We start from the raw sequence: 25987 nt of genomic DNA on the forward strand, positions 1-25987 counted from the left end.
CGGCCTCCCTTTTTTATGCCCGCCACATTCCCCCCATACACCGCAAACCGCTTCCTGTAGGAGCGAGGCTTGCCCGCGAAGGGGCCGTCATGTCTGGCATTGAGGTGGCAGACAGATCGCTTTCGCGGGCAAGCCTCGCTCCTACAGGATCCCCACGCGGCTATCGACTGTGGGACAATACCCGCCACTTTTAGCCATACCCGAATCGACCACGCCCATGAACGCCCCCCGCACTCCAAGACCTGCGCGCAAGAAGCCCGACACCGCGACACCGGCCAAAGCCGTTGAGCCGCGCGAAAAGGCCAGCCTGCACCCGCGCAACCGCCATCAGGGTCGCTACGACTTCCCGGCGCTGATCAAAACCACGCCGGAACTGGCGAAGTTCGTGATCATCAACCCCTATGGCAAGGAAAGCATCGACTTCGCCAGCCCGGATGCGGTGCGGGTGTTCAACCGGGCGCTGCTCAAGTCGTTCTACGGTATCGCCCATTGGGATATCCCGGCCGATTACCTCTGCCCACCGGTTCCGGGCCGTGCCGATTACGTGCACTTCCTGGCCGACCTGCTGGCCAGCGTCAACGACGGCGAAATCCCTCGTGGCGCACCGGTCAAAGTGCTCGATATCGGCATGGGCGCCAACTGCGTCTATCCGTTGATCGGCTACAGCGACTACCGCTGGCACTTCCTCGGTTCGGAAATCGACCCGACTGCGGTGGCCGCGGCCAAAGCCATCGTGCAATCCAACGGACTGAACAAAGCCATCCAGTTGCGTCAGCAAAGTAATCCCAAGCACATTCTGCTGGGCTTGCTGGAACCCGGCGAACGCTTTGACCTGACCATGTGCAACCCGCCGTTCCATGCTTCGATGGACGAAGCGACCAAAGGCAGCGAGCGTAAATGGCGCGCTTTGGGCCGCGCCGATCCTAAACGCAAACTGCCGGTGCTGAACTTTGGCGGTCAATCGGCAGAATTGTGGTGTGAGGGTGGCGAAGCACGGTTTGTGACACAACTGATCGCCGAGAGTGCGCACTTCCAGCACAAGGTCTTGTGGTTCAGCACGTTGGTGTCAAAGGCTTCTAACCTGCCTTCGATCCAGACGGCGCTGAAAAAGGCCGGTGTTCTGGAAAGCCAGGTCGTGGAAATGTCCCAGGGGCAGAAGCAAAGCCGCTTCGTCGCCTGGACCTTCCAGACCAAGTCCGAGCAGCAGGTCTGGCGCGAACGTTGGGCTCGCAAGAGCTGAGTCACTGACCACCGCAGATCAACTGTAGGAGTGAGCCTGCTCGCGATAGCGGCGTGTCAGTTAACGATGATGTCGACTGATGCAGCGCCATCGCGAGCAGGCTCACTCCTACATGGGGTTAGCGGTGTTTTCAGGTCAGTCACTGAATCACAGACACAAAAAAGCCGTGCCCGGATTGCTCCGGAGCACGGCTTTTTTTACTGCGTCTTACTTGTTAACAGCGTCGGTCAGGCCTTTGGCCACAACCAGCTTGATAACTTTCTTGGCAGCGATTTCGATGGCAGCGCCAGTCGAAGGGTTACGGCCGGTACGGGCTGGACGCTCAGTCACTTTCAGTTTGCCGATACCTGGCAGAGTGATTTCGCCGCCGTTTTCCAGCTGATCGGCAACGATTTGGCCCAGTTGGTCCAGAGCGTTACGCGCGGTGGTTTTTGGCGCGTCGATAGCTTCAGCGATGTCGGCGATCAGTTGGTCTTTAGTAAGAGCCATGTAGTGTTCCTTCCCTATCAAATTCATATGGATTGCAGAGTGCAGTGTCAGCCATCGAGCCCGATCTTCTGGATCTGGCACCCTCGGCCAATAACCACTGGATCGGGGTTATAGATACCGAAATCAGGGTTTGGTTCGACCTGACAAATGCTGAATGCACGCTTAACGCAGTGACTTCGCGTAAGACGGGGCAAAACTAGCACAGAGACGGGGAAATATCCGCCTCTAGCTACCCATTTGGTCAGCTTTATTGCTCTAAAACGGGAAAAAACTGCATAAGGGTCGTCGCACGGCTGCGAATTACCCTACGAACCGCGCCAAAACCAGTGGTTGCGGTACACTTGGCACTTTTTGGGGGAGCACGCCCTCCTCTCTTCAATCAGCCGAGAAGCCCATGCCGATCCGTCATTGCATCGTCCACCTGATCGACAAAAAACCCGACGGCACACCCGCAGTTCTCCACGCCCGCGACTCGGAACTGGCCGAATCGAGCGCCATCGAGAACATGCTTGCCGACCTCAACGAGAGCTACAACGCCAAACAAGGCAAGGCCTGGGGATTCTTCCATGCCGAGTCCGGGGCGCATCCGTTCAGCGGCTGGCTGAAGGAATACCTCGAGGGCGGCAAGGATTTCACGGCGTTCAGCCGGGTGGCGGTGGAACACCTGCAAAAGCTGATGGAAGAGTCGAACCTCTCCGTGGGCGGCCACGTGCTGTTTGCGCATTACCAGCAAGGCATGACCGATTACCTGGCGATCGCCCTGTTGCACCACAGCGAAGGCGTTGCAGTGACCGATCAGCTGGACGTGACCCCGTCCCGTCATCTGGATCTGGGCCAGTTGCACCTGGCCGCGCGGATCAACGTGTCCGAGTGGCAGAACAACAAGCAGTCCAAGCAGTACATTTCATTCATCAAAGGCAAGAACGGGAAAAAGGTGTCGGAGTATTTCCGCGACTTTATCGGTTGCCAGGAAGGCGTCGACGGCCCCGGCGAAACCCGTACCTTGCTCAAGGCCTTCAGTGATTTCGTTGAAAGCGAAGATTTGCCGGAAGAATCCGCCCGCGAGAAAACCAAGACCCTGGTCGATTACGCCAGCAGCCAGGCCAAGCTCGGCGAACCGATGGGCCTGGAAGAACTCTCCGAACTGATCGACGAAGAGCGCCCGAAAGCCTTCTACGATCACATCCGCAACAAGGATTACGGCTTGTCTCCGGAGATCCCGGCGGATAAACGCACGTTGAACCAGTTCCGTCGCTTCACTGGCCGCGCCGAGGGCCTGTCCATCAGCTTCGAAGCGCACCTGCTGGGCTCGAAGATCGAATACGACGAAGAGGCCGGCACACTGATTATCAAGGGCCTGCCCACGCAGCTGACCGATCAGCTGAAGCGACGCAACTGATGCTGAACGGCGTGCTGAAGAAATTCCTGCTGATCCTGCTGGTGGTCGTGGTTTACCAGAACTGGGGCAAGATCGAGCGGGTGTTCAGTCCCAGCCAAGTGGTGTCCGAGCAGACCCAGGCCAAAGCCAACGTCGTGCTCTACGCGACCGAATGGTGTGGCTACTGCAAGCTGACCCGACGCTTTCTCGATAAGAAAGGCATTCCGTACAAGGAATTCGATATCGAAAAGGATGCCGAGGCACGCAAGGCATATGAGGCGCTGGGTGGACGCGGGATTCCGCTGATCGATGTGAACGGGACGTTGATTCGCGGGTATGACCCGGATGAAATCCTCGCCGCCCTGAAGTAACTGATCAGGCTCACACACCTGTGGCGAGGGGATTTATCCCTTCGCCACAGGCAGTTTTATACGCGTTTGTCGATTCGGAACCCAAACCGCGGAAAGTGCACATGCACCACTCCGGCCCGCTCGTCTTCACGACGCAGAATCAATTCCTCTCTGCCCGCAAACAACAACTCGCCCGCCACCGGATCAACGCCGTAATCCGTTGCCGCGATGACCACCTGCTGGCCAGGCTCAAACCCGTTCGGCTCATCGAACTGCTCGTCCGGTAACGCGGCGGGTGTGGCATTACGCGCAACGTCCAGCGCGGCCTCGGAGGTCATCTCGCTGAACGCGCCATGCCCGAACCCCATCACGCGACCCAACCACGCCGACACCGCCGGATATGCATCAACCAACGGCGAGGTCACGGGCGTGGCCTTGAGGAACCACATCGGATGGGCCAGCGCGAAGTCGGCAATCGATGGCTCGCCGAACAGAAAGTCGCCCTGCTCGCGCTCAAGCTGCTGCTCCAGGCGCGCCATGATTGTCGGCCATTGATGCCGGGCTTGCTCGGCGGATAACTTTGTCGCGCTGCCGCCACTGAAGAGTCCGGCGCGATCAGCCAGAAACGCCTTGATCGCTTCCGGTGGCAGATTGCCGAAACGCACCGCGATCGATTCCGGTTGAAACACCAGGCTCACGGCATGCTGGAATACCACCGAATCGGCCCAGGCGGCGAACGTCGCGGCGATCATTTCCTGGCCTTCCGGAAAGAAGGCCGGCAAGGCTTTCTCCTGCTCCAGTCGACGGGCGATCAGCGATGTGTCGCAGTAAATATCTGCGCCAACCTGCAGCACTGGCGTCTTGCGGTAGCCACCGGTCAGGGCGGTCAGATCGGGTTTTGGCAAGATCGGCGCGATCTTCACCGAGCGCCAGGACAGCCCCTTGAAACCCAGCAGCAAGCGGGCCTTTTCGGCGAAAGGGGACGTCGGGTAATGATGAAGAATCAACTCGGACATGCTCGGCTCCGCCGCACGGATTAGGAATCCGCAGCTTAGCGCGCAATTCGGGAGCAGCCTACAGGTCTGCCTGATGGGCACTTATCAGTCAGGTTGATAAGTCCGCGGCGGCACTTGCGACCAGACATTCCTTGGCGCTTTTCCTGAGTTTTTTGATCAAGCGTTCCTGACGCAAGGCTTCGCTTTTGTCGCGGCAGACTTCTGTGTAGACCAAGGCAACGGCAGGGCTGGAGAGGAAGAAGCGTGCGCCCTTGCCACTTTGGTGGGTAGCGAAGCGGCGCACAGGATCGTCGCTGATCCCGCAGTACAGCGAACCATTGGCCGCGCGAACGAGGTAGACGAACCAGGGTTTACTCACCGGTGTGTCGGCGTCGGCGGGGATTTCGCTGAGGGTAGTCACGTCACGATCAAGGCTTGAAAGGAAACAAGCCGCGATCTTATCAGCGACTGGCCTGGAATGCCTTCAGCCCCTTCAACGCCTGAGCGCGAACGGCATTTCTCACGGCTGGCGTCCAGCCCAGCAGCAGGCCTTTGAAACCCAGCGCCTGGCGCGACCAGGCCCACATATCGAAGCTGTCATGGTGCTCGCAGATCTTGCCGTCACGAAACACGAACTGCGCCTGAATATCATTGACCACCGTGTTGCCGGTCTGGCTGAACAGATAGGTCGCGACCCAATGCGCGCCGCCCGTACGGTCCTCGGCGCGAACGTTGTCGAACGTCAGGGAAAAATCCTTCGCCCGCGTCGTGAGCATGCGCCACATGTCCCCGGCATCGCGTCCGCGCAATTCGCCGAATGCCGGATCGCTGAACAGCACATCGTCGGTATAGCAGGCGCTCATGGCCTCGGCATCCAGCCGCTGGAAGGCTTGGTAGAACTGGGTGATCAATGCGCGGTTGGCATCACTCATGGGCAGGCTCCGGACGTTTGAAGGATTGCCTGCACGATAGTCAACAAATGCGCGGAACACTATCGGCATTCGTGGCGGGAATACCCTGGGGTGCGCTGTCGCCTAGTGCACCATGCCGTTGTCCCGGGCATAAGCGAAGAGATCCACATCCGTGGAAATGCCCAGCCGCTGCATGGCCATGCTTTTTTGTTTACTGATGGTCGACACACTGCGTTTGAAATAGCTCGCGATCTCACTGACGGTCATGCCGCTGGCAAGCATTCTCACCACTTCATGTTCTTTGGCCGACAGCGAAGGGGAATGCGAATGAGCCTCGACGTCTGCCTGAGCCAGCGCGGTACGCAAGGACTCGCTGATGAAACGCCGCCCTTCACCCACTGATTTGATTGCCAGAGGGAGCTCCGTCGCCGAGGCATCCTTGGCCACGATCGCCATCACGCCTTGCGCGAATGCCACCCTGAGCGTCGCAACGTTGGCAAACATGGTGACCAGAATGATCGGCGTCGAAGCGTAGTGACGTCGAACCGTGCTCAGCATCTTCAGTCCGTCGGCCTGTTGGTTGCCCGGCATGGAGAAGTCCGTGATCAACAGATCGCACGGCGTGGTCGAGAGCAGGCTCAACAGGCTGTCCGGGCCATCGGCCTCACCCACGATCACACACGTCCGGCTTAGATCGATGAGCATCCGTAACCCGATGCGGACGACAGGATGGTCGTCAGCAATAATTACGCGCATTGTCGGATTTATCCTGTGTGGTGACTGGAATACGCGAAAAGTAACGCCGTCCTATTCCGACCACAACGACCAATCTCGACCGCTCAACCACCGTCCTCAACGGATCCGGGCCCCTGTCCTTTCTCTGATAAAACAAAAGGAACCGCCCTACGTTTTAAAGCTACGCAGCTCACACCAAAAGACTACAGACAACAGGTCGAACGATGACGATCTGTAGCCCGCCCTGACCTTTCATACACTCGCCCCGCCTTTTTCGTATTAGTTGCATTTCGTCCGGCGACCTCGACCGATAGATTGCGCCCTGCCCGCTCCGGGCAACTCCTCAATCATCTTTCATCAAGGAAGCGTCGACGCATGAACAAATACATAACCCTCCTGACGGCTACTTTGCTGCTGACTGGCGCATCGTCCGTTATTGCCGCCTCCAGCACGGACCTGACCGTGAAGGGTCTGATCACGCCAAATGCATGCACACCAGCACTGGCCGGCGGCGGTATTGCCGATCACGGCAAGTTTTCCGTACAAGACCTCAATCCCGACAAGCACACTTACTTGCCTGAAATAATCATGCAAATGACAGTGAACTGCGATGCGGCTACGCCGTTTGCGATCAGCCCGATTGATAACCGTGCAGGCACAGGCACGTCGGGCAATTACTTTGGTCTGGGGCTGATCAATACCCACGAAAAGCTGGGCCACTTTCGCGTTGCTCCGCGCAATGTGATGGCGGACGCCACCCAAGCTCAAGCCATTCTCTCCACTGATGGCGGCAAGACCTGGCTTAAGGAAGGGTCGACAGCATTCTGGGGGGTCGACAACATCTGGAGTGTCGGTGCTCAGGGGACCGTCATTGCTCCCATCGCGATGAAGGAATTGAGCCTTGATCTGTATGTGCGTACCGGCATTGCCCCCACCAACGGCCTGACCCTGACCGACGAAGTGACGCTCGACGGCTCCGCAACCCTACAGATCAAGTACCTGTAACCCTCCGTCATCAACGAGCAACGCCCGGCCCACGGCAATGCCCGCTCACTCAAAGGACGAACCATCATGGAAAGATGCTCCCTCGCTCGATTGGCGCCCCTGTTGCTCATCTGTGCCCCCGCAGCCCTGGCCGCCAGCAGCACCGAGCTGAGCGTTACCGGCCTGATTACACCCGGCGCCTGCACGCCCAGCCTGTCCGGCGGCGGCATCGTCGACCACGGCAAAGTGACGGTGAAAGATCTGAGACCTGACCAGCCCACGGCCCTGGAAAACGGCACGCTGTATCTGGAGGTGAATTGTGATGCCGCCACGCGGTTTACCCTGACGACGATCGACAATCGCGAAGGCTCTTCCGTCTTTCACCCTAACAGTCACGGGCTGGGCGTCGTCAATGACGACCAAAACCTGGGCAGTGTTGCGTTCGGCCTGTTCGATACGGTGGCCGATGGGGCGGCGGTGAAAACCATCATGTCCTTGAACGACGGTGCCTCCTGGCGAGTGTCTTCCTACCTGGGACACGCCGGCCGGACCGCGTTCGCGGCGTTGAACGACCTGGGTACACCGATCGCCATCAAGAATTTGCGCGCGCGGCTCACGGCGTTTACCACCATCGTTCGCGCGAACGACCTGACGCTGACCGACGAAATCCCCATCGACGGGCATGTCACCGTGCAGCTGAATTATCGATAGGCCGGTAATCCAGGCTCCTTTTTAAAACCATTCAACGAGACACGTCATGACGATGTTTTCCAGTGTCACCCGTCATCTGTTCCATTCGGGCATCGGCGCATTCGCCCTGCTGCTGACCGCACACGCCCAGGCCGACGGCATGGTGCCGAACACTTCGGTGGTGATCGTCAACGAGGCTGACGGCGAAGCGTCCGTGTCGGTGACCAACACCGATGCCAACCTGGCGTTGATGCACGTCACCCTCGAAGACATTGCCGAAGACAGCGAATCGCTGGTGTTCGTGACGCCCCCCCTGGCGCGCGTCGAAGCGGGCAAAACCCAATTGGTGCGGTTCATTCTGCAAACGGACAAACCGCTGCTCACTCAGCGCTTGAAGCGGGTGATCTTCGAAGGCATCCCCCAAGGCAAAGCGCCTGCCGAGGCAGGTCAGGCCCGAGTCGGCGTGACGGTGCGCCAGAACTTGCCGGTGATCCTGCACCCCAAAGGCCTGGCGCCCAATCGCACGCCGTGGACCGACCTGCAATGGTCGCTGAAAGACGGTCAATTGACCGTGCGCAACGACACGCCTTACGTGGTGCGTCTGGGCCAGGAAGTGCAATTGTTGCCGGCCGCGGGCAACGCGATGCTGCCGAAAACCTACGTGCTGCCCGGTGAGCACATCAGCATCAAGGTGCCCGAAGGCGCCGCCACGCAGGTGCGTTTTCAACCGGCGACGGTCTACGGCTTTGCCGTGCCGCATTACGAGGCGCCCATCCAGTCCTGAACCACCCTGACGGCGTCATCAAGGAACGATGAGCGCCCATGTTTCAAGGCGACGGCCCCTTGGCCGTTGCCACAGGCGTGCCTGTAACCGCACGCCGCAATAACCCAAGTGATCCTGATGAACACAGTATCGAATTACCGTGATGGCGAAGCCGTGCCCGTTATTCGCGACAGCGCTCGCCCTCATCCATGGCAGCGAACCACCTTGGCGGTGCTGCTGAGCAACGCGCTGATGATGCTCGATGCCTACGGTGAGGTGTCGATGCCAGCGTCGTTCGACAAAGACACGTTACGGCAGCGCGGCATCGATCCGGCGCTGGCGACGCTGCTGATGCAGGCGCCGCAGTTCACGGCCGGCCGCCACCCTGTCACGCTCACCGTCAACGGCCAGCGTCATGGCCGGGTCGACGTCACGTTCGATCGCGAAGGGGCGTTGTGCTTCGATCGCACGCTGCTCGATGCGGCGAACCTAACGGTGCCCGCGCTTACGCTGGACGATGGCCCATGCCATGACTTTCTAGGCCGCGCGCCGCAGACCGTCATCGAACCGAACCCCGCTGGCCTGGCCCTGTCGCTGATCGTGCCCACCGATGCGATACGCCCCACTGCCCGGGATTTTTCCGGCTATCAAACCGGTGGTGTCGCCGGCTTGATCAACTACGACGTCACCGGTTTGCACAGCCGTTCCAGTGACAGCACCAGCCGCTACGCCTCGGCCAATACCGAACTCGGCTTCAATGCCGGTGACTGGATCGTGCGCAGCCGCCAGGTGCAGACCTGGCAGGACGACGTGTCCACAACGACTCATATTGCGGCCTACGCCCAGCGGACTTTCGCCAGCCAGGAAGCGGTGTTGCAGGCGGGCCAGATCAACCTCTACAACCCGGTGCTCGCCGGTGCGCAGATCACCGGTGTGCAAGTGCTGAATGAACAAGCCCTGCAGGTCGAAGGAAAAAGCGCGGTCATTGAAGGGATCGCCAACAGTCAGGCCCAGGTCGAGGTCCGGCAAAACGGTTCGCTGATCCATTCCACGGTGGTACCCGCCGGCCCGTTCGTGCTCACCAACGTGCGGCGGCTCAACACGCGTTCCGACGTGGAAGTCACGATCAAGGAGACCGATGGCAGCGAGCGCCGTTTTACCGTGCCGGCCGCGATGTTGGGGGTCAGTTTGCCAGCGCCCGGTTATTCGCTGGGCGCCGGTCAGGTGCGCAGTGTCGGTGACGCTCAGGGAGGCGATCCCTGGGTCATCAGCGGCGGCTGGAGCGGTGCGCTCGCCCCGCAACTATTGCTCAGCGCCGGCCTCACCGGCGCCGCCGACTATCGCGCGGTGGGTGCCAGCGTCGGCCTGTTGCCCTCGCCGTTCACTCAGGTGCAAGCCACGCTGACCGGCGCGGACGCCAGCGGCAGACACGCCAGCCAGGGGCTTCAAGCCGACCTGAACGTCTCGCATCGGTTGAACGAGCAGTGGGCGCTCAGTGCCGGCAGTTCTTACCGAACCCTGGGCTACCGGGAACTGGAGGAGGCGGTGTTCGCCAACACGTCCGACAACAGCCAGTCACGTTACCGCGATCAGCAAAGCGCGGCCCTGTCATGGTCGCATCCATGGCTCGGCGCCTTCAGCAGCGGCTTCAGTCGGTCCAGTTCGTTCGACGGCCAAAGCAGCAGCCGCGCCCTCGCATCCTGGGGCACCAGCATCGCGGGCGTATCCGTCTCGGCGACCGCCGAATGGCAGCTCAGCGGTTCGAACGGCAACGATGACAGCATCTACCTGAACCTCAGCATTCCCCTGGGCGAGAACCGCCGGGCACGCAGCTGGGTACGCCGTTCCGCCGGCGAATACCGCAGCGGCGTGGGCTTGAGTGAACGGGTCAACGATCAGCTGGGTTACCGGGTTGGCGTCGAACACGACACGCGCGACAAACAGGTTCAATCCACGGCCGGCGTGTCGCTGCTGCCGCGCTACACCCAGCTCGATCTCAATTACACCCGCGCCGATGCCGAGCGCTCCAGCTATCAGGCCAGCGCTCGCGGTGGCGCCGTGCTGCATGGCGGTGGCGTGACGCTGTCGCCATACCCGGTGAGCGACACCTTTGCGTTGCTGTCGGTCGGTGACATGGGTTCCATCAAAGTGTCGACGCCCAGCGGTCCGGTCTGGACCGACTGGCAAGGTCAGGCGGTGATCCCGCAAGTGACGGCTTATGGCAAAAGCCCGGTGGAAGTCGACACCAAAACCCTGCCGCGCAACGCCGACATTCACAACGGGCTGGCGGTGATTTCGGCCGGTCGCGGCGCCGTCGACAACGTTGAATTCGGCATCACGATGACCCGCCGGGCCTTACTCAAGGCCACCACCGCCAACGGCGCGCCCCTGCCGCGCGGTGCCTCCGTGAACACCGAGGATGGCGAGTTCGTGACCCTGGTGCAGGACGGCGGCCTGGTGTTCTTGCCCAACGCGCTCGACCGCCGTGCGTTGTGGATCAGCGCGCCGGAGCTGGAGCGCTGCGAACTGCGCTTCGAGCTGCCCACCGACGCCGACGCCGACGCGTACTACGAAACCGCCCCCGCCAAGTGCCGAGCCCTCTGAGGATGACTTCATGAACCTGTTGCACTTTCTGCTATTGACCCTCGCGCTCCTGGCACTGAGTGGATTCACGCCAGTGGCCTCGGCGTCCATGGACGACTGCCAGTTCAACCTGAGCCAGCCGGTGCTCGATTACGGGCTGATGAACCGGGCGATACGGCCTGATGCCGCACCGGAGCGCAACCTCGGTGAACGCCAGCTCAGCCTGACCTTGAGCTGTGCGCAGCCCATCGACATGAGCCTGTTCTACCGGGCGATGGCCGCGACCGCCGAACGCTTTCACTTTGCCGAACGCGGCAGCTATCAGATGCGTATTCGCGATGCCGTGCTCGATGGCCAATCGGTCGAGATCGGGTTGATTGCCGGGGTCGGTCAGCCGCCGGCAGAAATGGCGTCGAGCCTGATCTGGCGACCGGAGCACGGGATCGTCCCGGTGCAGGCCGGCGTGGCGGTGCAAGGGCGCAGTTTCTCGGCCCAGCTTCAGCTGACGGCCTGGGCTCAAGAGCAAGGCATGCAGGTGCGTGACGCGGTGACCTGGGAAGCCTTCGGGGTGTTCGACGCCGTCGCCGCCGGACGCACCCGCGAGGCGACCTTGCGCGCCCGCTTCGCTCCGGCGGCCTGCGAGCCGGTGCTGTCCAACGGCGGCGTGGTCGACTTCGGCACCCTGTCGAAAAAAGACCTGCACGCAGACCAGGACACACGCCTGCCGCCCAAGTCGTTGACGCTGAGGGTCGGCTGCGACGCGCCGACGTCCTTCGCCTTGATCATGCACGACAACCGCTCAGGCTCGGCGATGCTCGACAGCGAGATCGACTACGGCCTGGGCAAGGACGGCAGCGGCAACAGGATTGGCCGTTTTTCACTGCACGTCGACCCGGCCGACGCCAATGCCGACGGCTTCGCCCGCCTTTATCAAACCCACTCCAGCATCGCCGGCACAGCCTGGAACACCGGCAGCGCCAACCCGATCGCTATCGGCAAAAGCCGTTACCTGGCGTTCACCGACAACGACGGCAGCAGTGCCGGCCCGGTGCTGATCCAGAACCTCAGCACCACAGTGACCGTCGACGCCGTTATCGCCCCCACCCACAGCCTGGACGTGAGCCGAGCCATCGAGCTCGATGGCGCGGGGACGATCGAGATTATTTACCTGTAACACCCAGCCCGATCCTGCTGGTTTCGGGGCGCACTTGAGCGGCCCGGGGCAGTCAGGACACAACCCTAGAAGTGAGCAAATAATGATCAAAAAGTACTTTGCAGCACTCTCCGCCACCGCACTGATTGGCGTTGCGCCTTATGCAGTGGCGGCTTCGAGCATTGACCTGACTGTCACAGGTCTCATCACGCCGAGAGCTTGCACTCCTTCGTTGTCCGATGGAGGAACGGTCGACGTCGGCCAGGTGCAGGCAAAAGACCTCAACCTGACAAGTGACACGATAGTAGGCAGTCATCCGATACAGCTGACGGTCGCGTGTGACGCGTCAACGCCATTTGCACTTAACGGTATTGATAACAAAGCCGGAACATCATCGTCCAACCTGTATTTCGGATTGGGCCTGACCAGCAATAACGAAAAAATAGGTTATTTCACGCCATCGATCCAAAGCGCGCTTGCGGACGGACAACCTGTGCACTCGATCAGATCAACTGATAACGGTGCGAGTTGGACGCGCATCTATCAGATCCTGAAGGATAACCTCACATCGGTAAGCGCTGTCGGCACTCTCACGCCAATCTCCGTGAAAGACCTCACGATGGAACTGATGATCTACACCTTCATTGCCCGCGCCGATAGCCTCACCTTAACCGACGATGTCACTATCGACGGTTCAGCCACATTTGAAATGAAGTACCTGTAAGCCGTGCATCTTGCCCGAGGTCCTGCTTCGGGCAAGGACTGATTCCGCTCACCACACACAGCGAAACCTGTCCCATGAAAAAGACTCCACACGCGCTGACGATGGCGATCTTCGTCCTGACGTCGCCGCTCACCTTGGCCACCTCATCGACAGACCTGAGGGTCACAGGCCTCATCACCCCACTTGCCTGCACCCCGATGCTGTCCAACAGCGGCCTCGTCGATTACGGAAAAATCTCCCGGCAAGACCTGAACGTCGACAAACGCACTCGACTGCGCGACCAGACACTCGACCTCAACATTCAGTGCAATGCGCTCACGCGTTTTGCTCTGCTGATGCGCGACAACCGCGACGGCTCGGCCATCGTCAACAGCGAGATTTACTACGGCCTGAACCACGACCACAGCCACAATAAAATCGGCTTGTATTCGCTGAACTTCGATCCTGCCAGCACGGTGGTGGACGACCTGACGCAGGTCTATCGAACCGACTCGACCACGGGGGGCAAAGCCTGGAGCCCGTCGAACAGCCAGCCCATCCCGATGGGCTCCCGAAGCTATCTCGGCTTTACCGACAGCGCAGGCAGCAGCGCCGGCCCGATAGCCATCCGCAACCTGACCAGCCGGGTGACGGTCGAAACGGTCATCGCGCCCACCTCCGAACTGGACCTGAGTGCCGAAGTGCAACTCGACGGCTCGGCGACCCTGGACGTTGTTTACCTGTAGTTCAGACCTTTTCGCTGACGACCTGAACGTACAGCGAACGCCCGGCGCCGAGGCCGGCAACGATGGCGCCGAGGCCGATCACGCCAAAGATCCAGCCCAACGCGGTCCAGCCGCCCGTCCAGTCATGCACGATCCCGACCGCGAACGGCCCCATCGACGCCAGGGTGTAACCGAAGCCCTGGGCCATGCTCGACAGGTTGGCCGCCACATGGGCATCACGCGAGCGCAGCACGATCAGGGTCAATGCGAGACTGAATGCACCGCCCTGCCCCAGGCCGAGCAGGATCGCCCAGCCCCACAGGCCTTCGATCGGTGCATAGAGACAGCCGAACAGGCCGCCGAGGGTCAGCAGCATGACCACCACAATCGCCAGCCGCTGATCCTTGCCGCGCGTCGCCAGCCAGGGCGCCGCCAGAGAACTGGCCAACTGGACGATCACCGAACCCGAGAGCACCAGACCGGCCTGGGTCGGGGTCAGGCCGCGACCGATCAGGATCGAGGGCAACCAGCCAAAGACGATGTACGCCAGGGATGATTGCAGGCCCATGTACAACGTGACTTGCCAGGCCAGCGGATCACGCAATAGGCCGCGAACCCGATACGCGACGTTATGTGCGCCGTGTTTCTGCCCCACTTGCGGCAACCAGAAAACCGCCGCGACCAGCGCAGGCACTACCCAGAAACCGAGGCCCAAGGCCCAGCTGTTATCGAAATGCTCGCTCAGCGGCACGGTCGCCCCCGCCGCCATCGCCGCGCCCAGACACAGGGCCATGGTGTACACGCCGGTCATGGTGCCGGCCTGTTTCGGGAAGTCGCGCTTGACGATGCCCGGTAACAAAACGCCAATCACACCGATGCTCGCGCCGCCCAGCACACTGCCGGCGAACAGGCCGATCTCACCGAAGGAACTGCGCAGGATGATTCCGCCGGCCAGCATCAACAGAATGCCCAACACCACGCGCTCGGCGCCAAAACGTCGCGCCAGCAAGGGCGCTAGCGGAGCAAACAAGCCGAGACAGAGCACCGGCAACGTCGTCAGCAACCCGGCCTGGGCCGCCGACAGGCCGAGGGTCTTCGACACTTCGCTGAGCATCGGCGCCATGCTCGACAACGCCGGACGCAGGTTCAGCGCCACCAGGATCAGCCCCAGCAGCAACAGCCATGGGCGACGCAGGACGGGATGACGCTGCTGGACCTCTTCGTCATCGGCCTCGGCGTCGATCAGCAGCTCTTCGAGTTCTGCCGTGCGCTTGGGTTGAGTGATGTTGCTGTTGCGGCTCGACATGGAGTTCTCGGTTTCAAGGTTCATTGATCAACTGCCTAGACAGGGCTTTGGCCCGTTCCGGGTCGCGTTGCTCGACGGCATCAAGCAGTTCGATATGCAGGTCGAACACCTCTTGGCGTCGCGGGGTGATGTTCAGGGTCTGGCGCAAATGCGCGCCGACGATGCTGGAGAAATAGCGATACAGCTCGCTGAGGGTCGGGTTGTGCGCGGCGTCCACCAGACGGCGGTGGAACACCAGATCGCAGGCGATGTAGCTGTCGAGATCGCCGTGATAGTGGCTGCCGCTGACACCCAATGCTTCGCGCAAGGCCACCAGATCCTCATCCGTTCGGCGCAGAGCAGCGAGACCGATGGCTTCGACTTCAAGGATGTGCCGGGTCTCGCGGGCCTGTTCATGGGAGCAGCGCGACAAGGCTTTCATGGTGTCCAGTGGATCGATCACCGCCCGCAAATAGCTACCGTCGCCCTGACGGATTTCGATCAAACCGGAAAACGCCAATACACGCATGGCTTCGCGCACGGTGTTGCGGCTGATGCCCAACTCGGCGGACAGCTCTGGCTCTGTGGGTAAACGCTGGCCGACCTGCCAGGCGCCAGCGTTGATGCGTTGGCGCAGTTGATCCAGAGCCTGGTCGACCAGGGACCGCTTAACGAGTGGAGAAATGTCTGACATAGGATTCGCCCTTTCATCCAATCATAGGATGAATTTTCTGACATGTTAGTCAGCTACGCGTAGGACGGCAACCGCCTAAGTTCAAAGGGCAGGAGAGGAAGCGGGATTTTCGATTAGTAAGAATTACCCTTTGCTTGATCGGCATCCAGAATTACTGGGCGACGTGCAAATACTTCAAGAGGGTGCAGACTTGCAACGTCTATTGGTGGACCTCGATCGATCATCCCCCCTCCGCGCTCGCATCCTGACTGCAAACCGCAGACAAAAATAAACCCGGAACACTGTCCGGGTTTATTTCACTGCCAAGTGCCGATCAATGCAGAATCTGGCTCAGGAACATCTTCGTCCGATCGTTCTGCGGGTTGTCGAAGAAGTCGTTCGGTGCAGCCTGCTCGACGATTTCACCCTTGTCCATGAAGATCACGCGATTGGCCACGGTGCGCGCGAAGCCCATTTCGTGGGTCACGCAGAGCATGGTCATGCCGTCTTCGGCGAGGCCGATCATGGTGTCGAGCACCTCTTTCACCATTTCCGGGTCGAGTGCCGAAGTCGGTTCGTCGAACAGCATGATTTTCGGTTTCATGCACAAAGCACGGGCAATCGCCACACGCTGCTGCTGACCACCGGACAGTTGTCCCGGGAATTTATGCGCCTGTTCCGGAATGCGGACGCGCTCCAGGTAATGCATGGCGATTTCTTCGGCCTGGCGCTTGGGCATCTTGCGCACCCACATCGGTGCCAGCGTGCAGTTCTGCAGGATGGTCAGGTGCGGGAACAGGTTGAAGTGCTGGAACACCATGCCGACTTCACGACGGACCGTTTCGATCTGCTTGAGGTCGTTGGTCAATTCCACGCCATCGACCACGATGCGCCCCTGCTGGTGTTCTTCCAGACGGTTGAGGCAGCGGATGGTGGTCGACTTGCCGGAACCCGACGGGCCGCACAGGACGATTCGCTCGCCCTGCTTGACGTTCAGGTTGATATCTTTCAGCACGTGGAACTGGCCGTACCACTTGTTCACGCCCTGCATCTGAATAATGCCTTCAGGGCTCACAGGCTTTTTGATTGCTTCGCTCATTACAGAACTCCTAACGCTTGTGGCCAGTGTCGAGCTTGCGTTCCAGATGCATGGAATAGCGCGACATACCGAAACAGAAAATCCAGAACACCAGGGCCGCGAACACATAGCCTTCGGTGGCCATGCCCAACCATTTCGGGTCGGCGGCAGCTTGTTTGACGCTGTTGAGCAGGTCGAACAGGCCGATGATGATCACCAGGCTGGTGTCCTTGAACAGCGCAATGAAGGTGTTGACGATGCCAGGAATCACCAACTTCAGGGCTTGCGGCAGAATCACCAGCCCCATGCTGCGCCAGTAACCGAGGCCCATCGCTGCGGCTGCTTCGTACTGACCTTTGGGAATCGCTTGCAGACCGCCACGCACCACTTCGGCAACATAGGCCGACTGGAACAGGATCACGCCGATCAGCGCCCGCAGCAGTTTGTCGAAGTTCATGCCTTCAGGCAGGAACAACGGCAGCATCACCGAGGACATGAACAGCACCGTAATCAACGGCACGCCGCGCCAGAATTCGATGAAGGTCACGCAGACCACTCGAATCGCCGGCATGTTCGAACGACGGCCCAGCGCCAGCACGATCCCCAGCGGCAACGCACCGGCAATACCGACGGTGGCGATCACCAGGGTCAGCATCAGGCCGCCCCATTGGCTGGTCGCCACCTGGGTCAGGCCGAAAACGCCGCCATGCAACAGGCACCAGGCAATGATCGGGTACAGCACCAGGAAGCTCAGGCCGTAAACCGCTTTACGCGGGAAGCGCGAGATGAACAACGGTGCCACGCCGATGACTGCCAGCCACACGGTCAGGTCTACGCGCCAACGCAGTACCGGCGGGTAATAGCCGTACATGAACTGGCCGAAGCGCTGCTGGATGAACACCCAGCAGGCGCCTTCCTTGGTGCAGTCGGCCTGGGACGTGCCGACCCAGTTGGCGTCCAGGATCGCCCAATGCAGGATCGGCGGCACCACCAGGTAAATCAGGTAGAACGCGAACAGGGTCAGCGCGGTGTTCAGCCAGCTGGAGAACATGTTCGCGCGCATCCACGCCATCGGCCCGAAGACTTTGCTCGGTGGTGGCATGTCGGGTTTGAAAGTATGAGTACTCATGCGCTTTTCCTTACCGCTCGATCAGCGCAATGCGCTTGTTGTACCAGTTCATCAGCAGGGAAATGCTGATACTGATCGCCAGGTACACGCTCATGGTGATGGCAATCACCTCGATCGCCTGCCCGGTCTGGTTCAGCACCGTACCGGCAAACAAGGACACCATTTCCGGATAACCGATACCGGCCGCCAGCGAGGAGTTCTTCGCCAGGTTCAGGTATTGGCTGGTCAGCGGTGGAATGATCACACGCATGGCTTGCGGGATGATCACCTTGCGCAGGGTCGGACCGTTGCGCAGGCCCAACGAGTGCGCCGCTTCGGTCTGGCCGTGGCTGACCGACTTGATACCCGAACGCACGATCTCGGCGATGAACGCCGCGGTGTACACGGTCAGGGCCAGGGTCAGCGCCAGCAGTTCCGGGATCAGCACCCAGCCACCAACGAAGTTGAAACCTTGCAGCTTCGGCATTTCCCAGTGCACTGGCGCGCCGAAGATCAATGCGCACAGCGCCGGGATCACCAGGAACAGCGCCAGGCCGACCCAGAATTTATGGAACGGTACGCCGGTCGCTTCGAAGCGTTTGGTCGCCCAGCGGCTCATCAGCACGATGGCGACAATGGCCACGACGATGCTGACCACAAACGGCCAGAAACCATCCGCCGTCAACGCTGCCGGCATGTTCAGGCCGCGGCTGCTGACGAAGAAGGTGTCGCCGAAGTTATGGCTGTTGCGTGGCCCTGGCATGGTCAGGAACACCGCGAAGTACCAGAACAGGATTTGCAGCAGCGGCGGAATGTTGCGGAAGACTTCCACATAAACAGTCGCCAGCTTGGCAATGATCCAGTTCTTCGACAGGCGTGAAACGCCGACGATGAAACCGAGGAGCGTCGCCAGGATGACCCCGATGAAGGTCACTAGCAGCGTATTAAGCAGGCCGATGACAAACACTCGGGCATAGCTGTCCGATTCGGTGTAGTCGATCAGGGTTTGAGCGATGCCGAAACCGGCACTGCGCTCCAGAAAGCTGAAGCCGGAAGTAATGCCCCGGTGTTGCAAGTTGGTCTGGGTGTTATCGAACAGATACCAGCCCATGGAGACCACCGCCACAATGGTGATGATCTGAAATAGCCACGCACGCACTTTGGGATCGCTGAGGCTGAGCCTCTGCTTTGGTGCGCCGATTGAATTTTGCATGAAGTGCCCCGGATGTAATGGAACAGAACATCACCCGGTGGTTGGCCCACCGGGTGATAGAACCATCAGCGCACTGGTGGTGCGTATTGAATGCCGCCAGCGTTCCACAAGGCGTTCAGCCCGCGGTCGATTTCCAGCGGAGTGCCTTTGCCGAGGTTTTTCTCGAACACTTCGCCATAGTTACCCACTTGCTTGACGATCTGGACGACCCAGTCCTTCTTCACTTTCAAGTCTTTGCCGTATTCACCGTCGGTACCCAGCATACGTGCGACGTCCGGATTCTTGGTGGACTTGGCTTCGGCTTCGACGTTCTTCGAAGTGACACCAGCCTCTTCAGCGTTGAGCATGGCGTAGCCTACCCAGCGAACAATGGCCAGCCACTCGTCGTCGCCGTTACGCACGACCGGGCCCAGCGGTTCCTTGGAAATGGTTTCCGGCAGAACCACGTAGTCCTTCGGCGAAGCCAGCTTGCTGCGCTGAGCGAACAGTTGGGACTTGTCCGAGGTCAGTACGTCGCAACGACCGGATTCCAGCGACTTGGCGCTTTCATCGGAGGTGTCGAAGGTGATCGGGGTGTATTTCAGACCGTTGCCGCGGAAGTAGTCGGAAACGTTCAGCTCAGTGGTGGTACCGGCCTGGATGCAGATGGTCGCACCGTCGAGCTCTTTGGCACTCTTGACGCCCAGCTTGCTGTTTACCAAGAAGCCAATGCCGTCGTAGTAGGTGATGAAGCCTGGGAACTTCAGGCCCATGCCCGCGTCACGGGAGCTGGTCATGGTGGTGTTGCGCGACAGAATGTCAATTTCGCCGGACTGCAGCGCGGTGAAGCGCTCTTTGGCGTTCAACTGGCTGAACTTGACCTTGGTCGCATCGCCGAAAACGGCAGCGGCCACAGCGCGGCAGAAGTCAGCATCGATACCGATGATCTTGCCAGTGGAGTCCGGAACCGAGAAACCCGGCAGACCGTCACTGACACCGCACTGTACGAAACCTTTCTTCTGCACTGCATCCAGGGTTGCACCCGCCTGAGCGAACCCGCTGACACCGAGCACTGCAGCTGCAGTCACGATGGCCAGGGTGGATTTCAACATCTTCATTCAAACCTCCAGTTTTGCTCTTGTTGTGTCGGAGCGTGAGTCCAGTCGCACCCTTATGAGGCGTAGTCGACCCGTGTTGGCTTTTTTTGGGGTCAACCGACGTAAAGACCTTAGCTATGAGTCTAGTAAGAGAAAATCCACATCATGGACAACTCACTTCTCACCAATCGGCCGAACGGGCTGTAGCCCTTTCACGTTCGCGAAGCCCGTAGCGGCCACTGGCGAACATCCATCACCGGATTCTTTGCTATCCCGCTGCCAGCAGTACACTGATAGTGTTACCGCAAGGCGCGAGATGGGTTGCACCGCTTTCACATAGCAAAGCCCGTACCAGACCGCTTGCCGATGCGGTTAAGGGACAGGTCAATAGCAAAACTTGTAACCTTGCGACATCTTCTTAACGGATCAACCCGACGCGCACTCACATCTCGCACTTAATGAGAGCGCACGCACAAAATTGGAGCAGCCATGACCGAGCCCTTGATTCTTCAACCCGTAAAGCCCGCAGACGCCTGCGTTATATGGCTGCACGGCCTGGGCGCCGACCGCTACGACTTTCTGCCGGTTGCCGAAGCCTTGCAGGAAACCCTGCTGACCACCCGCTTCGTTCTGCCCCAGGCACCGACCCGCGCCGTGACCATCAACGGCGGTTACGAGATGCCGAGCTGGTACGACATATTGGCCATGAGCCCGGCGCGCGCGATCAGTCGTGAGCAGCTGGAAACGTCGGCGCAGAGAGTCTTTGATTTGATTGAAGAGCAGCGCGCCAGCGGAATAGACGCCTCGCGTATCTTTCTGGCAGGTTTTTCCCAGGGTGGCGCCGTGGTCTTGCACACCGCTTTCCTGAAGTGGCAGGGGCCGCTGGGTGGCGTACTTGCCCTCTCGACTTACGCACCGACCTTCAGCGATGAAATGGAGCTTTCGGCCAGCCAGCAACGCATTCCCGTGCTGTCGTTGCATGGCCAGTACGATGACGTCGTTCAAAACTCGATGGGCCGCACCGCCTACGAGTTTTTAAAGCAGCATGGTGTCACCGTGACATGGCAGGAATACCCAATGGGCCACGAAGTGTTACCCGAAGAAATTCGCGACATCGGCGTCTGGCTGGCCGAGCGTTTACGCTAAAAGCTACCCATTGATCCATCCCACTACGCCGCGCCCGATTCTTGCATTACACTGGCCGGCGTATATTCCTTAACCAATTGATGAGATGACCGTGCTCAAAGCACTCAAGAAAATGTTCGGTAAAAGCGAGACTGAGCAGCTCGCGCCAGTTCCCAGCGCTCCGTCTCATATCCCCAGCCACCGCACCGACGGTAATCAGCCTGGCCGGACCGCAACCGTAGCGGCACCGAAACACGAGCCTGTGACCACACCGGCCGCCCCCCCTGTCGAGATTGTCGCCGCCGAGCCACCGCGCAGCGAATCGCCGAAACCGGCAAAACCGCGTCGCGAACCGAAACCGAAAGCGCCGGTCATTCCCTGGAAACTCGAAGACTTCGCCGTTGAACCCCAGGAAGGCAAAACCCGTTTCCACGATTTCAAACTCGCCCCGGAATTGATGCACGCCATCCAGGACCTGGGCTTCCCGTACTGCACGCCGATCCAGGCGCAAGTGCTGGGCTTCACCCTCGCGGGCAAAGACGCCATCGGTCGCGCCCAGACCGGCACCGGCAAAACCGCCGCGTTCCTGATTTCGATCATCACGCAACTGCTGGAAACCCCGCCACCCAAGGAACGCTACATGGGTGAACCGCGGGCGCTGATCATCGCGCCGACCCGCGAGCTGGTGGTGCAGATCGCCAAGGACGCCGCCGACCTGACCAAGTACACCGGCCTCAACGTCATGACGTTTGTCGGCGGCATGGACTTCGACAAGCAGCTCAAGCACCTCGAAGCCCGTCACTGCGACATCCTCGTGGCCACCCCGGGCCGCCTGCTCGACTTCAACCAGCGCGGTGACGTGCATCTGGACATGGTCGAAGTCATGGTGCTGGACGAAGCCGACCGCATGCTCGACATGGGTTTCATCCCGCAAGTGCGCCAGATCATTCGCCAGACGCCGCCGAAGAACGAACGTCAGACGCTGCTGTTCTCCGCAACCTTCACCGAAGACGTGATGAATCTCGCCAAGCAATGGACCACCGACCCGTCGATCGTCGAGATCGAATCGCAGAACGTGGCCAGCGAAAACGTCGAGCAACACATTTACGCCGTTGCCGGTGCCGACAAATACAAACTGCTCTACAACCTGGTCAACGACAACGGCTGGGAGCGGGTGATGGTGTTTGCCAACCGCAAGGATGAAGTGCGGCGCATTGAAGAGCGCCTGGTGCGTGACGGCGTCAACGCCGCGCAACTGTCCGGCGACGTGCCGCAGCACAAGCGCATCAAGACCCTGGAAGGATTCCGCGAAGGCAAGATCCGCGTGCTGGTCGCCACTGATGTGGCCGGTCGCGGCATCCACATCGACGGCATCAGCCACGTGATCAACTTCACCCTGCCGGAAGTCCCGGACGACTACGTGCACCGCATCGGCCGTACCGGTCGTGCTGGCGCGGAGGGCGTGTCCATCAGCTTCGCCGGTGAAGATGACTCCTACCAGCTACCGTCCATCGAGGCATTGCTGGGTCGGAAAATCAGCTGTGAAACACCGCCGACGCATCTACTGCGGGCGGTTGAGCGCAAGCGTCCGTAACTCGGCCCTTGCTGAAAGAGGCGCAGCCGGAAACGGACTGCGCTTTTTTTTCGTCCCGATGTTGCTCGATACAACTAGAAGTCCATAATGGACAAATTAGTTTACTTTCAGCGCCCGGAGCCGACCATGTCCAGTACGCCTTATGTGATCACCCAACCCCAGGCCCGCGAACTGCTGGCGCAGGTCGACGTGCCGCAGATCCTGCGCAAGCTGTTTCGCGACCTGGCGGCCGGGCTAGCGGTGCAACCGGCGCAACAGCTGGTGGAGTTCCCTCAGGGTGCCGGCGACTTCATCAACTATCTGGGCGTGCTGGCTGAAGACGGCGTCTACGGGGTCAAGACTTCGCCGTACATCGTGCGCGAACAAGGTCCGCTGGTGACGGCCTGGACATTGTTGATGTCGATGCAGACCGGCCAACCGTTACTGCTGTGCGATGCCGGCGAACTGACCACCGCACGCACGGCCGCGACCACCGCCGTCGCCGTCGATGCCCTCGCTCCGCTGAAGGTGCAGCGCCTGGCGATTATCGGCAGCGGCAAGGTGGCTCAGGCGCATCTGCATTACGTTAAAGATCTGCGTGACTGGCAAAGCATCAGCCTCTATTCCCCGAGCCTGAGCGATAAGAACCCTGAAACGCTGGCACAGCTGAAACGCCTCGATCCACGCCTGACCATCGCCGACAGTCGCGAAGCGGCGATTGAAGATGCCGACGTGATCATGCTGTGCACCTCGTCCGCCGGCCCGGTGATCGATCCCTCGAAGCTGAGCAAACCGGCGCTGATCACCTCCATCAGCACCAACGCCCCGCGCGCCCATGAAGTCCCGCCGCAGAGCCTCAATGACATGCAGGTGTTCTGCGACTATCGTCTGACTACCCCGGGCTCGGCGGGCGAAATGCTGATTGCGGGGGAACAACATGGCTGGGACAAGTGCTTGATTGTCGGCGACCTGCCTGATTTGCTCAGCGAAAAGGTCCCGCGTCCCGACTACGACCGTCATGTGTTCTTTCGTTCGATCGGCCTGGGCCTGGAAGACATCGCACTGGCCAATGCCATCTACCGCCTACAACCCTGACACCACAATCCTCTGTGGGAGCGAGCCTGCTCGCGATAGCGGTTAATCAGTCAACATTGGTATCGACTGACCCAACGCTATCGCGAGCAAGCTCGCTCCCACAGGGGACTTCCACAATTTCGGCATTTGCGCTCGACAGGAGACGTTCATGAGCCAGGCAGATTTCATCATCATCGGCGGCGGGATTGCCGGCGCTTCCACCGGTTTCTGGCTGTCGCAGCATGCTCGGGTGATTGTGCTCGAACGCGAATCCCATCCGGCTTATCACTCCACCGGACGCTCCGCTGCGCTCTACACCGCCGCGTATGGCACACCGCAGGTTCGCGCGCTGACCCAGGCCAGCCGCGAATTCTTCGACGCCCCGCCAGTCGGTTTCTGCGAACACCCGCTGCTGACCCCGCGTGGCGAGATGACCGTGGACTTCACCGGCGACCCGGCCGAGCTGAACAATCAATACCTGAGCGCCAAGGCCACGGTGGCGGAAATGCAACTGCTCAGTGCCGACGAAGCCTGCGCGCGCCTGCCGATCCTGCGCCGTGAAAAAGTCCATGGTGCGATCTACGACCCGACTGCCAGCGACATCGACACCGATGCCCTGCACCAGGGTTACTTGCGCGGTATCCGTCGCAATAAAGGCGAAGTCCACACCGACAGCGAAGTGCTGAGCCTGACCCGCAATGCAGAAGGCATGTGGCAGGTTCAAACCAACAACCAGACTTTCAGCGCACCGATCATCATCAACGCGGCAGGCGCGTGGGCCGACAAGATCGGCGAGCTGGCTGGCGCCAAGTCGTTGGGCCTGCAACCGAAGCGGCGCGCGGCGTTCATCTTCGCCGGCCCCGAGGGGGTGGACATCCACCATTGGCCGATGCTGGTCAGCCTCGACGAATCGTTCTACATGAAACCCGACGCCGGAATGTTCCTCGGCTCGCCAGCCAACGCCGACCCGGTGGAGCCGCACGACGTGCAGCCCGAAGAGCTGGACATCGCGATGGGCATCTACCAGATCGAAGAAGCCACCACCCTGACCATCCGCCGTCCGACCCGCACCTGGGCCGGTCTGCGCAGCTTCGTAGCGGACGGAGACCTGATCTGCGGCTTCGATCAACATGTTCCAGGGCTGTTCTGGGTCGCGGCGCAAGGCGGCTACGGCATCCAGACATCACCTGCCATGGGCCAGGCCAGCGCAGCGCTGGTACGCGGTGAAGCCTTGCCCGAACAGCTCAGCCGTTTCGGCCTGGACGCCGAGATGCTCTCCCCTGCCCGCCTGGGTTGATTTTCGTCCTCAGGTGACGTGTCGACCCGATTGCGGCAAACTTCCAGCGCCCTTTTTGCAGGGCGCTGACGCTGCCTGGAGTTCCACCGTATGAACGCACCTGAAAAAGACCCGGCCATGGACAACTACCGGGCGATCGCCGATGCGATCGCTACGTTGTTCTTCCCTCACGCCGAGGTGGTGCTGCACGATCTGCGCACGCAAAAAATCGATTACATCGCCAACAATCTGTCCAAGCGGGAAGTGGGCGATGACGCGGCACTCGAGGACATGCTCAGCGACGATGTCAGCGAACGGAACATCGGGCCCTACGAAAAGCTCAATTGGGATGGCCAGAAGATTCGCAGTCTGAGCAGTGTCTTGCGCGACAGCGATGGCCACCCACTGGCGGTGCTGTGCATCAACCTGAACATCTCGCTGTTCGAAAATGCCAAGGCCGCGCTCGACCTGTTCCTGTCACCAAGCAAACTGATTCCGCAACCGGACTCTCTGTTTCGTGATGACTGGCAGGAGCGCATCAATACCTTCCTGCACGCCTGGCTGCGCGAACGCCAGCTGAGCCTGAACCTGCTGACGCGCGACCACAAACGTGAACTGGTGCTGGCGTTGCACGCCGAAGGGGCCTTCAAGGGCAAAAGCGCTTCGAACTATGTGGCCAATGTGCTGAACATGGGGCGGGCGACTGTTTACAAGCATTTGAAGGAATTGAAGGGCTGAGCCCTGAGGTGTTTGTTGCCTGATCTGACGCCATAGCAGGAACGCCGCCCGGCGGCGTTCCTGCGATGC

General features: G+C 60.3%; 26 protein-coding genes. 15 read left to right on the top strand and 11 right to left on the bottom strand.

Going from position 1 to position 25987, the window contains the following annotated elements:
• Nucleotides 1-217 precede the first annotated feature (217 nt).
• Nucleotides 218-1240 carry a 23S rRNA (adenine(1618)-N(6))-methyltransferase RlmF gene (rlmF, locus tag BLU63_RS04410; protein ID WP_010463074.1) on the top strand — a complete coding sequence of 341 codons (1023 nt, stop codon included), beginning with the start codon at nt 218-220 and terminating at the stop codon, nt 1238-1240.
• A 207-nt stretch (nt 1241-1447) separates the two neighbouring features.
• Here the strand turns inward: rlmF and BLU63_RS04415 are convergent, their stop codons facing one another.
• Nucleotides 1448-1729, bottom strand: coding sequence for an HU family DNA-binding protein (locus BLU63_RS04415; RefSeq protein WP_007905514.1), 282 nt, complete (start codon nt 1727-1729; stop codon nt 1448-1450).
• Nucleotides 1730-2123: 394 nt separating this feature from the next.
• On the opposite strand from BLU63_RS04415, the gene yejK reads away from it, so the two are divergent.
• Nucleotides 2124-3128, top strand: a complete 1005-nt coding sequence (gene yejK, locus BLU63_RS04420; protein WP_010463075.1) for a nucleoid-associated protein YejK — start codon at nt 2124-2126, stop codon at nt 3126-3128.
• Complete coding sequence (locus tag BLU63_RS04425; RefSeq protein ID WP_083374952.1) at nt 3128-3478, top strand: glutaredoxin family protein; 351 nt, start codon at nt 3128-3130, stop codon at nt 3476-3478. Before yejK ends, BLU63_RS04425 begins: the two co-directional genes overlap by 1 nt.
• A 56-nt stretch (nt 3479-3534) precedes the next feature.
• Here BLU63_RS04425 and BLU63_RS04430 read toward each other — a convergent pair whose 3' ends face one another.
• The 4 genes from BLU63_RS04430 to BLU63_RS04445 all read right to left on the bottom strand — a co-directional run bounded on the left by BLU63_RS04430 (nt 3535) and on the right by BLU63_RS04445 (nt 6119).
• On the bottom strand, nt 3535-4473 hold the full coding sequence (locus tag BLU63_RS04430) for a glutathione S-transferase family protein (RefSeq protein WP_083374953.1): 939 nt from the start codon (nt 4471-4473) through the stop codon (nt 3535-3537).
• Between the two features lie 88 nt (nt 4474-4561).
• Nucleotides 4562-4873 carry a GIY-YIG nuclease family protein gene (locus BLU63_RS04435; protein ID WP_083374954.1) on the bottom strand — a complete coding sequence of 104 codons (312 nt, stop codon included), beginning with the start codon at nt 4871-4873 and terminating at the stop codon, nt 4562-4564.
• 40 nt (nt 4874-4913) lie between these two features.
• On the bottom strand, nt 4914-5384 hold the full coding sequence (locus BLU63_RS04440) for a nuclear transport factor 2 family protein (protein WP_010463079.1): 471 nt from the start codon (nt 5382-5384) through the stop codon (nt 4914-4916).
• 102 nt (nt 5385-5486) lie between these two features.
• Entirely contained in the window at nt 5487-6119 is a 633-nt protein-coding gene (locus BLU63_RS04445) for a response regulator transcription factor (RefSeq protein WP_077748275.1), read from the bottom strand.
• Between the two features lie 354 nt (nt 6120-6473).
• On the opposite strand from BLU63_RS04445, the gene BLU63_RS04450 reads away from it, so the two are divergent.
• The 7 genes from BLU63_RS04450 to BLU63_RS04480 all read left to right on the top strand — a co-directional run bounded on the left by BLU63_RS04450 (nt 6474) and on the right by BLU63_RS04480 (nt 13720).
• Complete coding sequence (locus tag BLU63_RS04450) at nt 6474-7103, top strand: DUF1120 domain-containing protein (protein ID WP_077748274.1); 630 nt, start codon at nt 6474-6476, stop codon at nt 7101-7103.
• Nucleotides 7104-7169: 66 nt separating this feature from the next.
• Nucleotides 7170-7793 carry a DUF1120 domain-containing protein gene (locus BLU63_RS04455; protein WP_010463082.1) on the top strand — a complete coding sequence of 208 codons (624 nt, stop codon included), beginning with the start codon at nt 7170-7172 and terminating at the stop codon, nt 7791-7793.
• A 46-nt stretch (nt 7794-7839) separates the two neighbouring features.
• Nucleotides 7840-8556 carry a fimbria/pilus chaperone family protein gene (locus BLU63_RS04460; RefSeq protein WP_010463083.1) on the top strand — a complete coding sequence of 239 codons (717 nt, stop codon included), beginning with the start codon at nt 7840-7842 and terminating at the stop codon, nt 8554-8556.
• A gap of 117 nt (nt 8557-8673) precedes the next feature.
• The gene (locus BLU63_RS04465; protein ID WP_083374955.1) at nt 8674-11139 is read left to right on the top strand and encodes a fimbria/pilus outer membrane usher protein; all 2466 of its coding nucleotides are present in this window, start codon (nt 8674-8676) and stop codon (nt 11137-11139) included.
• Nucleotides 11140-11149: 10 nt separating this feature from the next.
• The gene (locus BLU63_RS04470) at nt 11150-12292 is read left to right on the top strand and encodes a DUF1120 domain-containing protein (protein WP_083374956.1); all 1143 of its coding nucleotides are present in this window, start codon (nt 11150-11152) and stop codon (nt 12290-12292) included.
• An 82-nt stretch (nt 12293-12374) separates the two neighbouring features.
• The gene (locus BLU63_RS04475; protein ID WP_010463086.1) at nt 12375-12995 is read left to right on the top strand and encodes a DUF1120 domain-containing protein; all 621 of its coding nucleotides are present in this window, start codon (nt 12375-12377) and stop codon (nt 12993-12995) included.
• 74 nt (nt 12996-13069) lie between these two features.
• Complete coding sequence (locus tag BLU63_RS04480; RefSeq protein ID WP_010463087.1) at nt 13070-13720, top strand: DUF1120 domain-containing protein; 651 nt, start codon at nt 13070-13072, stop codon at nt 13718-13720.
• 1 nt (nt 13721) lies between these two features.
• On the opposite strand, the gene BLU63_RS04485 is transcribed toward BLU63_RS04480, so the two are convergent.
• The 6 genes from BLU63_RS04485 to BLU63_RS04510 all read right to left on the bottom strand — a co-directional run bounded on the left by BLU63_RS04485 (nt 13722) and on the right by BLU63_RS04510 (nt 20153).
• On the bottom strand, nt 13722-15029 hold the full coding sequence (locus BLU63_RS04485) for a CynX/NimT family MFS transporter (RefSeq protein ID WP_010463088.1): 1308 nt from the start codon (nt 15027-15029) through the stop codon (nt 13722-13724).
• Entirely contained in the window at nt 15019-15678 is a 660-nt protein-coding gene (locus BLU63_RS04490; protein ID WP_010463089.1) for a FadR/GntR family transcriptional regulator, read from the bottom strand. Before BLU63_RS04490 ends, BLU63_RS04485 begins: the two co-directional genes overlap by 11 nt.
• A gap of 313 nt (nt 15679-15991) precedes the next feature.
• Nucleotides 15992-16756 carry an amino acid ABC transporter ATP-binding protein gene (locus tag BLU63_RS04495; protein WP_010463090.1) on the bottom strand — a complete coding sequence of 255 codons (765 nt, stop codon included), beginning with the start codon at nt 16754-16756 and terminating at the stop codon, nt 15992-15994.
• 10 nt (nt 16757-16766) lie between these two features.
• A complete protein-coding gene (locus BLU63_RS04500) occupies nt 16767-17864 on the bottom strand; it encodes an amino acid ABC transporter permease (RefSeq protein WP_083374957.1) in 1098 nt (365 codons plus the stop codon).
• Between the two features lie 10 nt (nt 17865-17874).
• Nucleotides 17875-19056, bottom strand: a complete 1182-nt coding sequence (locus BLU63_RS04505) for an amino acid ABC transporter permease (RefSeq protein ID WP_010463092.1) — start codon at nt 19054-19056, stop codon at nt 17875-17877.
• Between the two features lie 65 nt (nt 19057-19121).
• Nucleotides 19122-20153 (bottom strand): amino acid ABC transporter substrate-binding protein, encoded by a 1032-nt coding sequence (locus tag BLU63_RS04510; protein ID WP_010463093.1) that lies wholly within the window; start codon nt 20151-20153, stop codon nt 19122-19124.
• A gap of 468 nt (nt 20154-20621) precedes the next feature.
• Between BLU63_RS04510 and BLU63_RS04515 the strand changes: the two genes are divergently transcribed.
• The 5 genes from BLU63_RS04515 to BLU63_RS04535 all read left to right on the top strand — a co-directional run bounded on the left by BLU63_RS04515 (nt 20622) and on the right by BLU63_RS04535 (nt 25918).
• Nucleotides 20622-21278: an alpha/beta hydrolase gene (locus tag BLU63_RS04515; RefSeq protein ID WP_010463094.1), complete on the top strand. Its 657-nt coding sequence runs from the start codon at nt 20622-20624 to the stop codon at nt 21276-21278.
• Between the two features lie 85 nt (nt 21279-21363).
• Nucleotides 21364-22851, top strand: a complete 1488-nt coding sequence (gene rhlB / locus BLU63_RS04520; RefSeq protein WP_042932351.1) for an ATP-dependent RNA helicase RhlB — start codon at nt 21364-21366, stop codon at nt 22849-22851.
• Nucleotides 22852-22977: 126 nt separating this feature from the next.
• A complete protein-coding gene (locus tag BLU63_RS04525) occupies nt 22978-23925 on the top strand; it encodes an ornithine cyclodeaminase family protein (protein ID WP_174604224.1) in 948 nt (315 codons plus the stop codon).
• 148 nt (nt 23926-24073) lie between these two features.
• The gene (locus tag BLU63_RS04530; protein WP_083374959.1) at nt 24074-25201 is read left to right on the top strand and encodes an NAD(P)/FAD-dependent oxidoreductase; all 1128 of its coding nucleotides are present in this window, start codon (nt 24074-24076) and stop codon (nt 25199-25201) included.
• Between the two features lie 90 nt (nt 25202-25291).
• Entirely contained in the window at nt 25292-25918 is a 627-nt protein-coding gene (locus BLU63_RS04535) for a helix-turn-helix transcriptional regulator (RefSeq protein WP_010463098.1), read from the top strand.
• Nucleotides 25919-25987: the final 69 nt, after the last annotated feature.

The sequence above is a fragment of the Pseudomonas mandelii genome (assembly GCF_900106065.1).
Classification (GTDB): Bacteria; Pseudomonadota; Gammaproteobacteria; order Pseudomonadales; family Pseudomonadaceae; genus Aquipseudomonas; species Aquipseudomonas mandelii.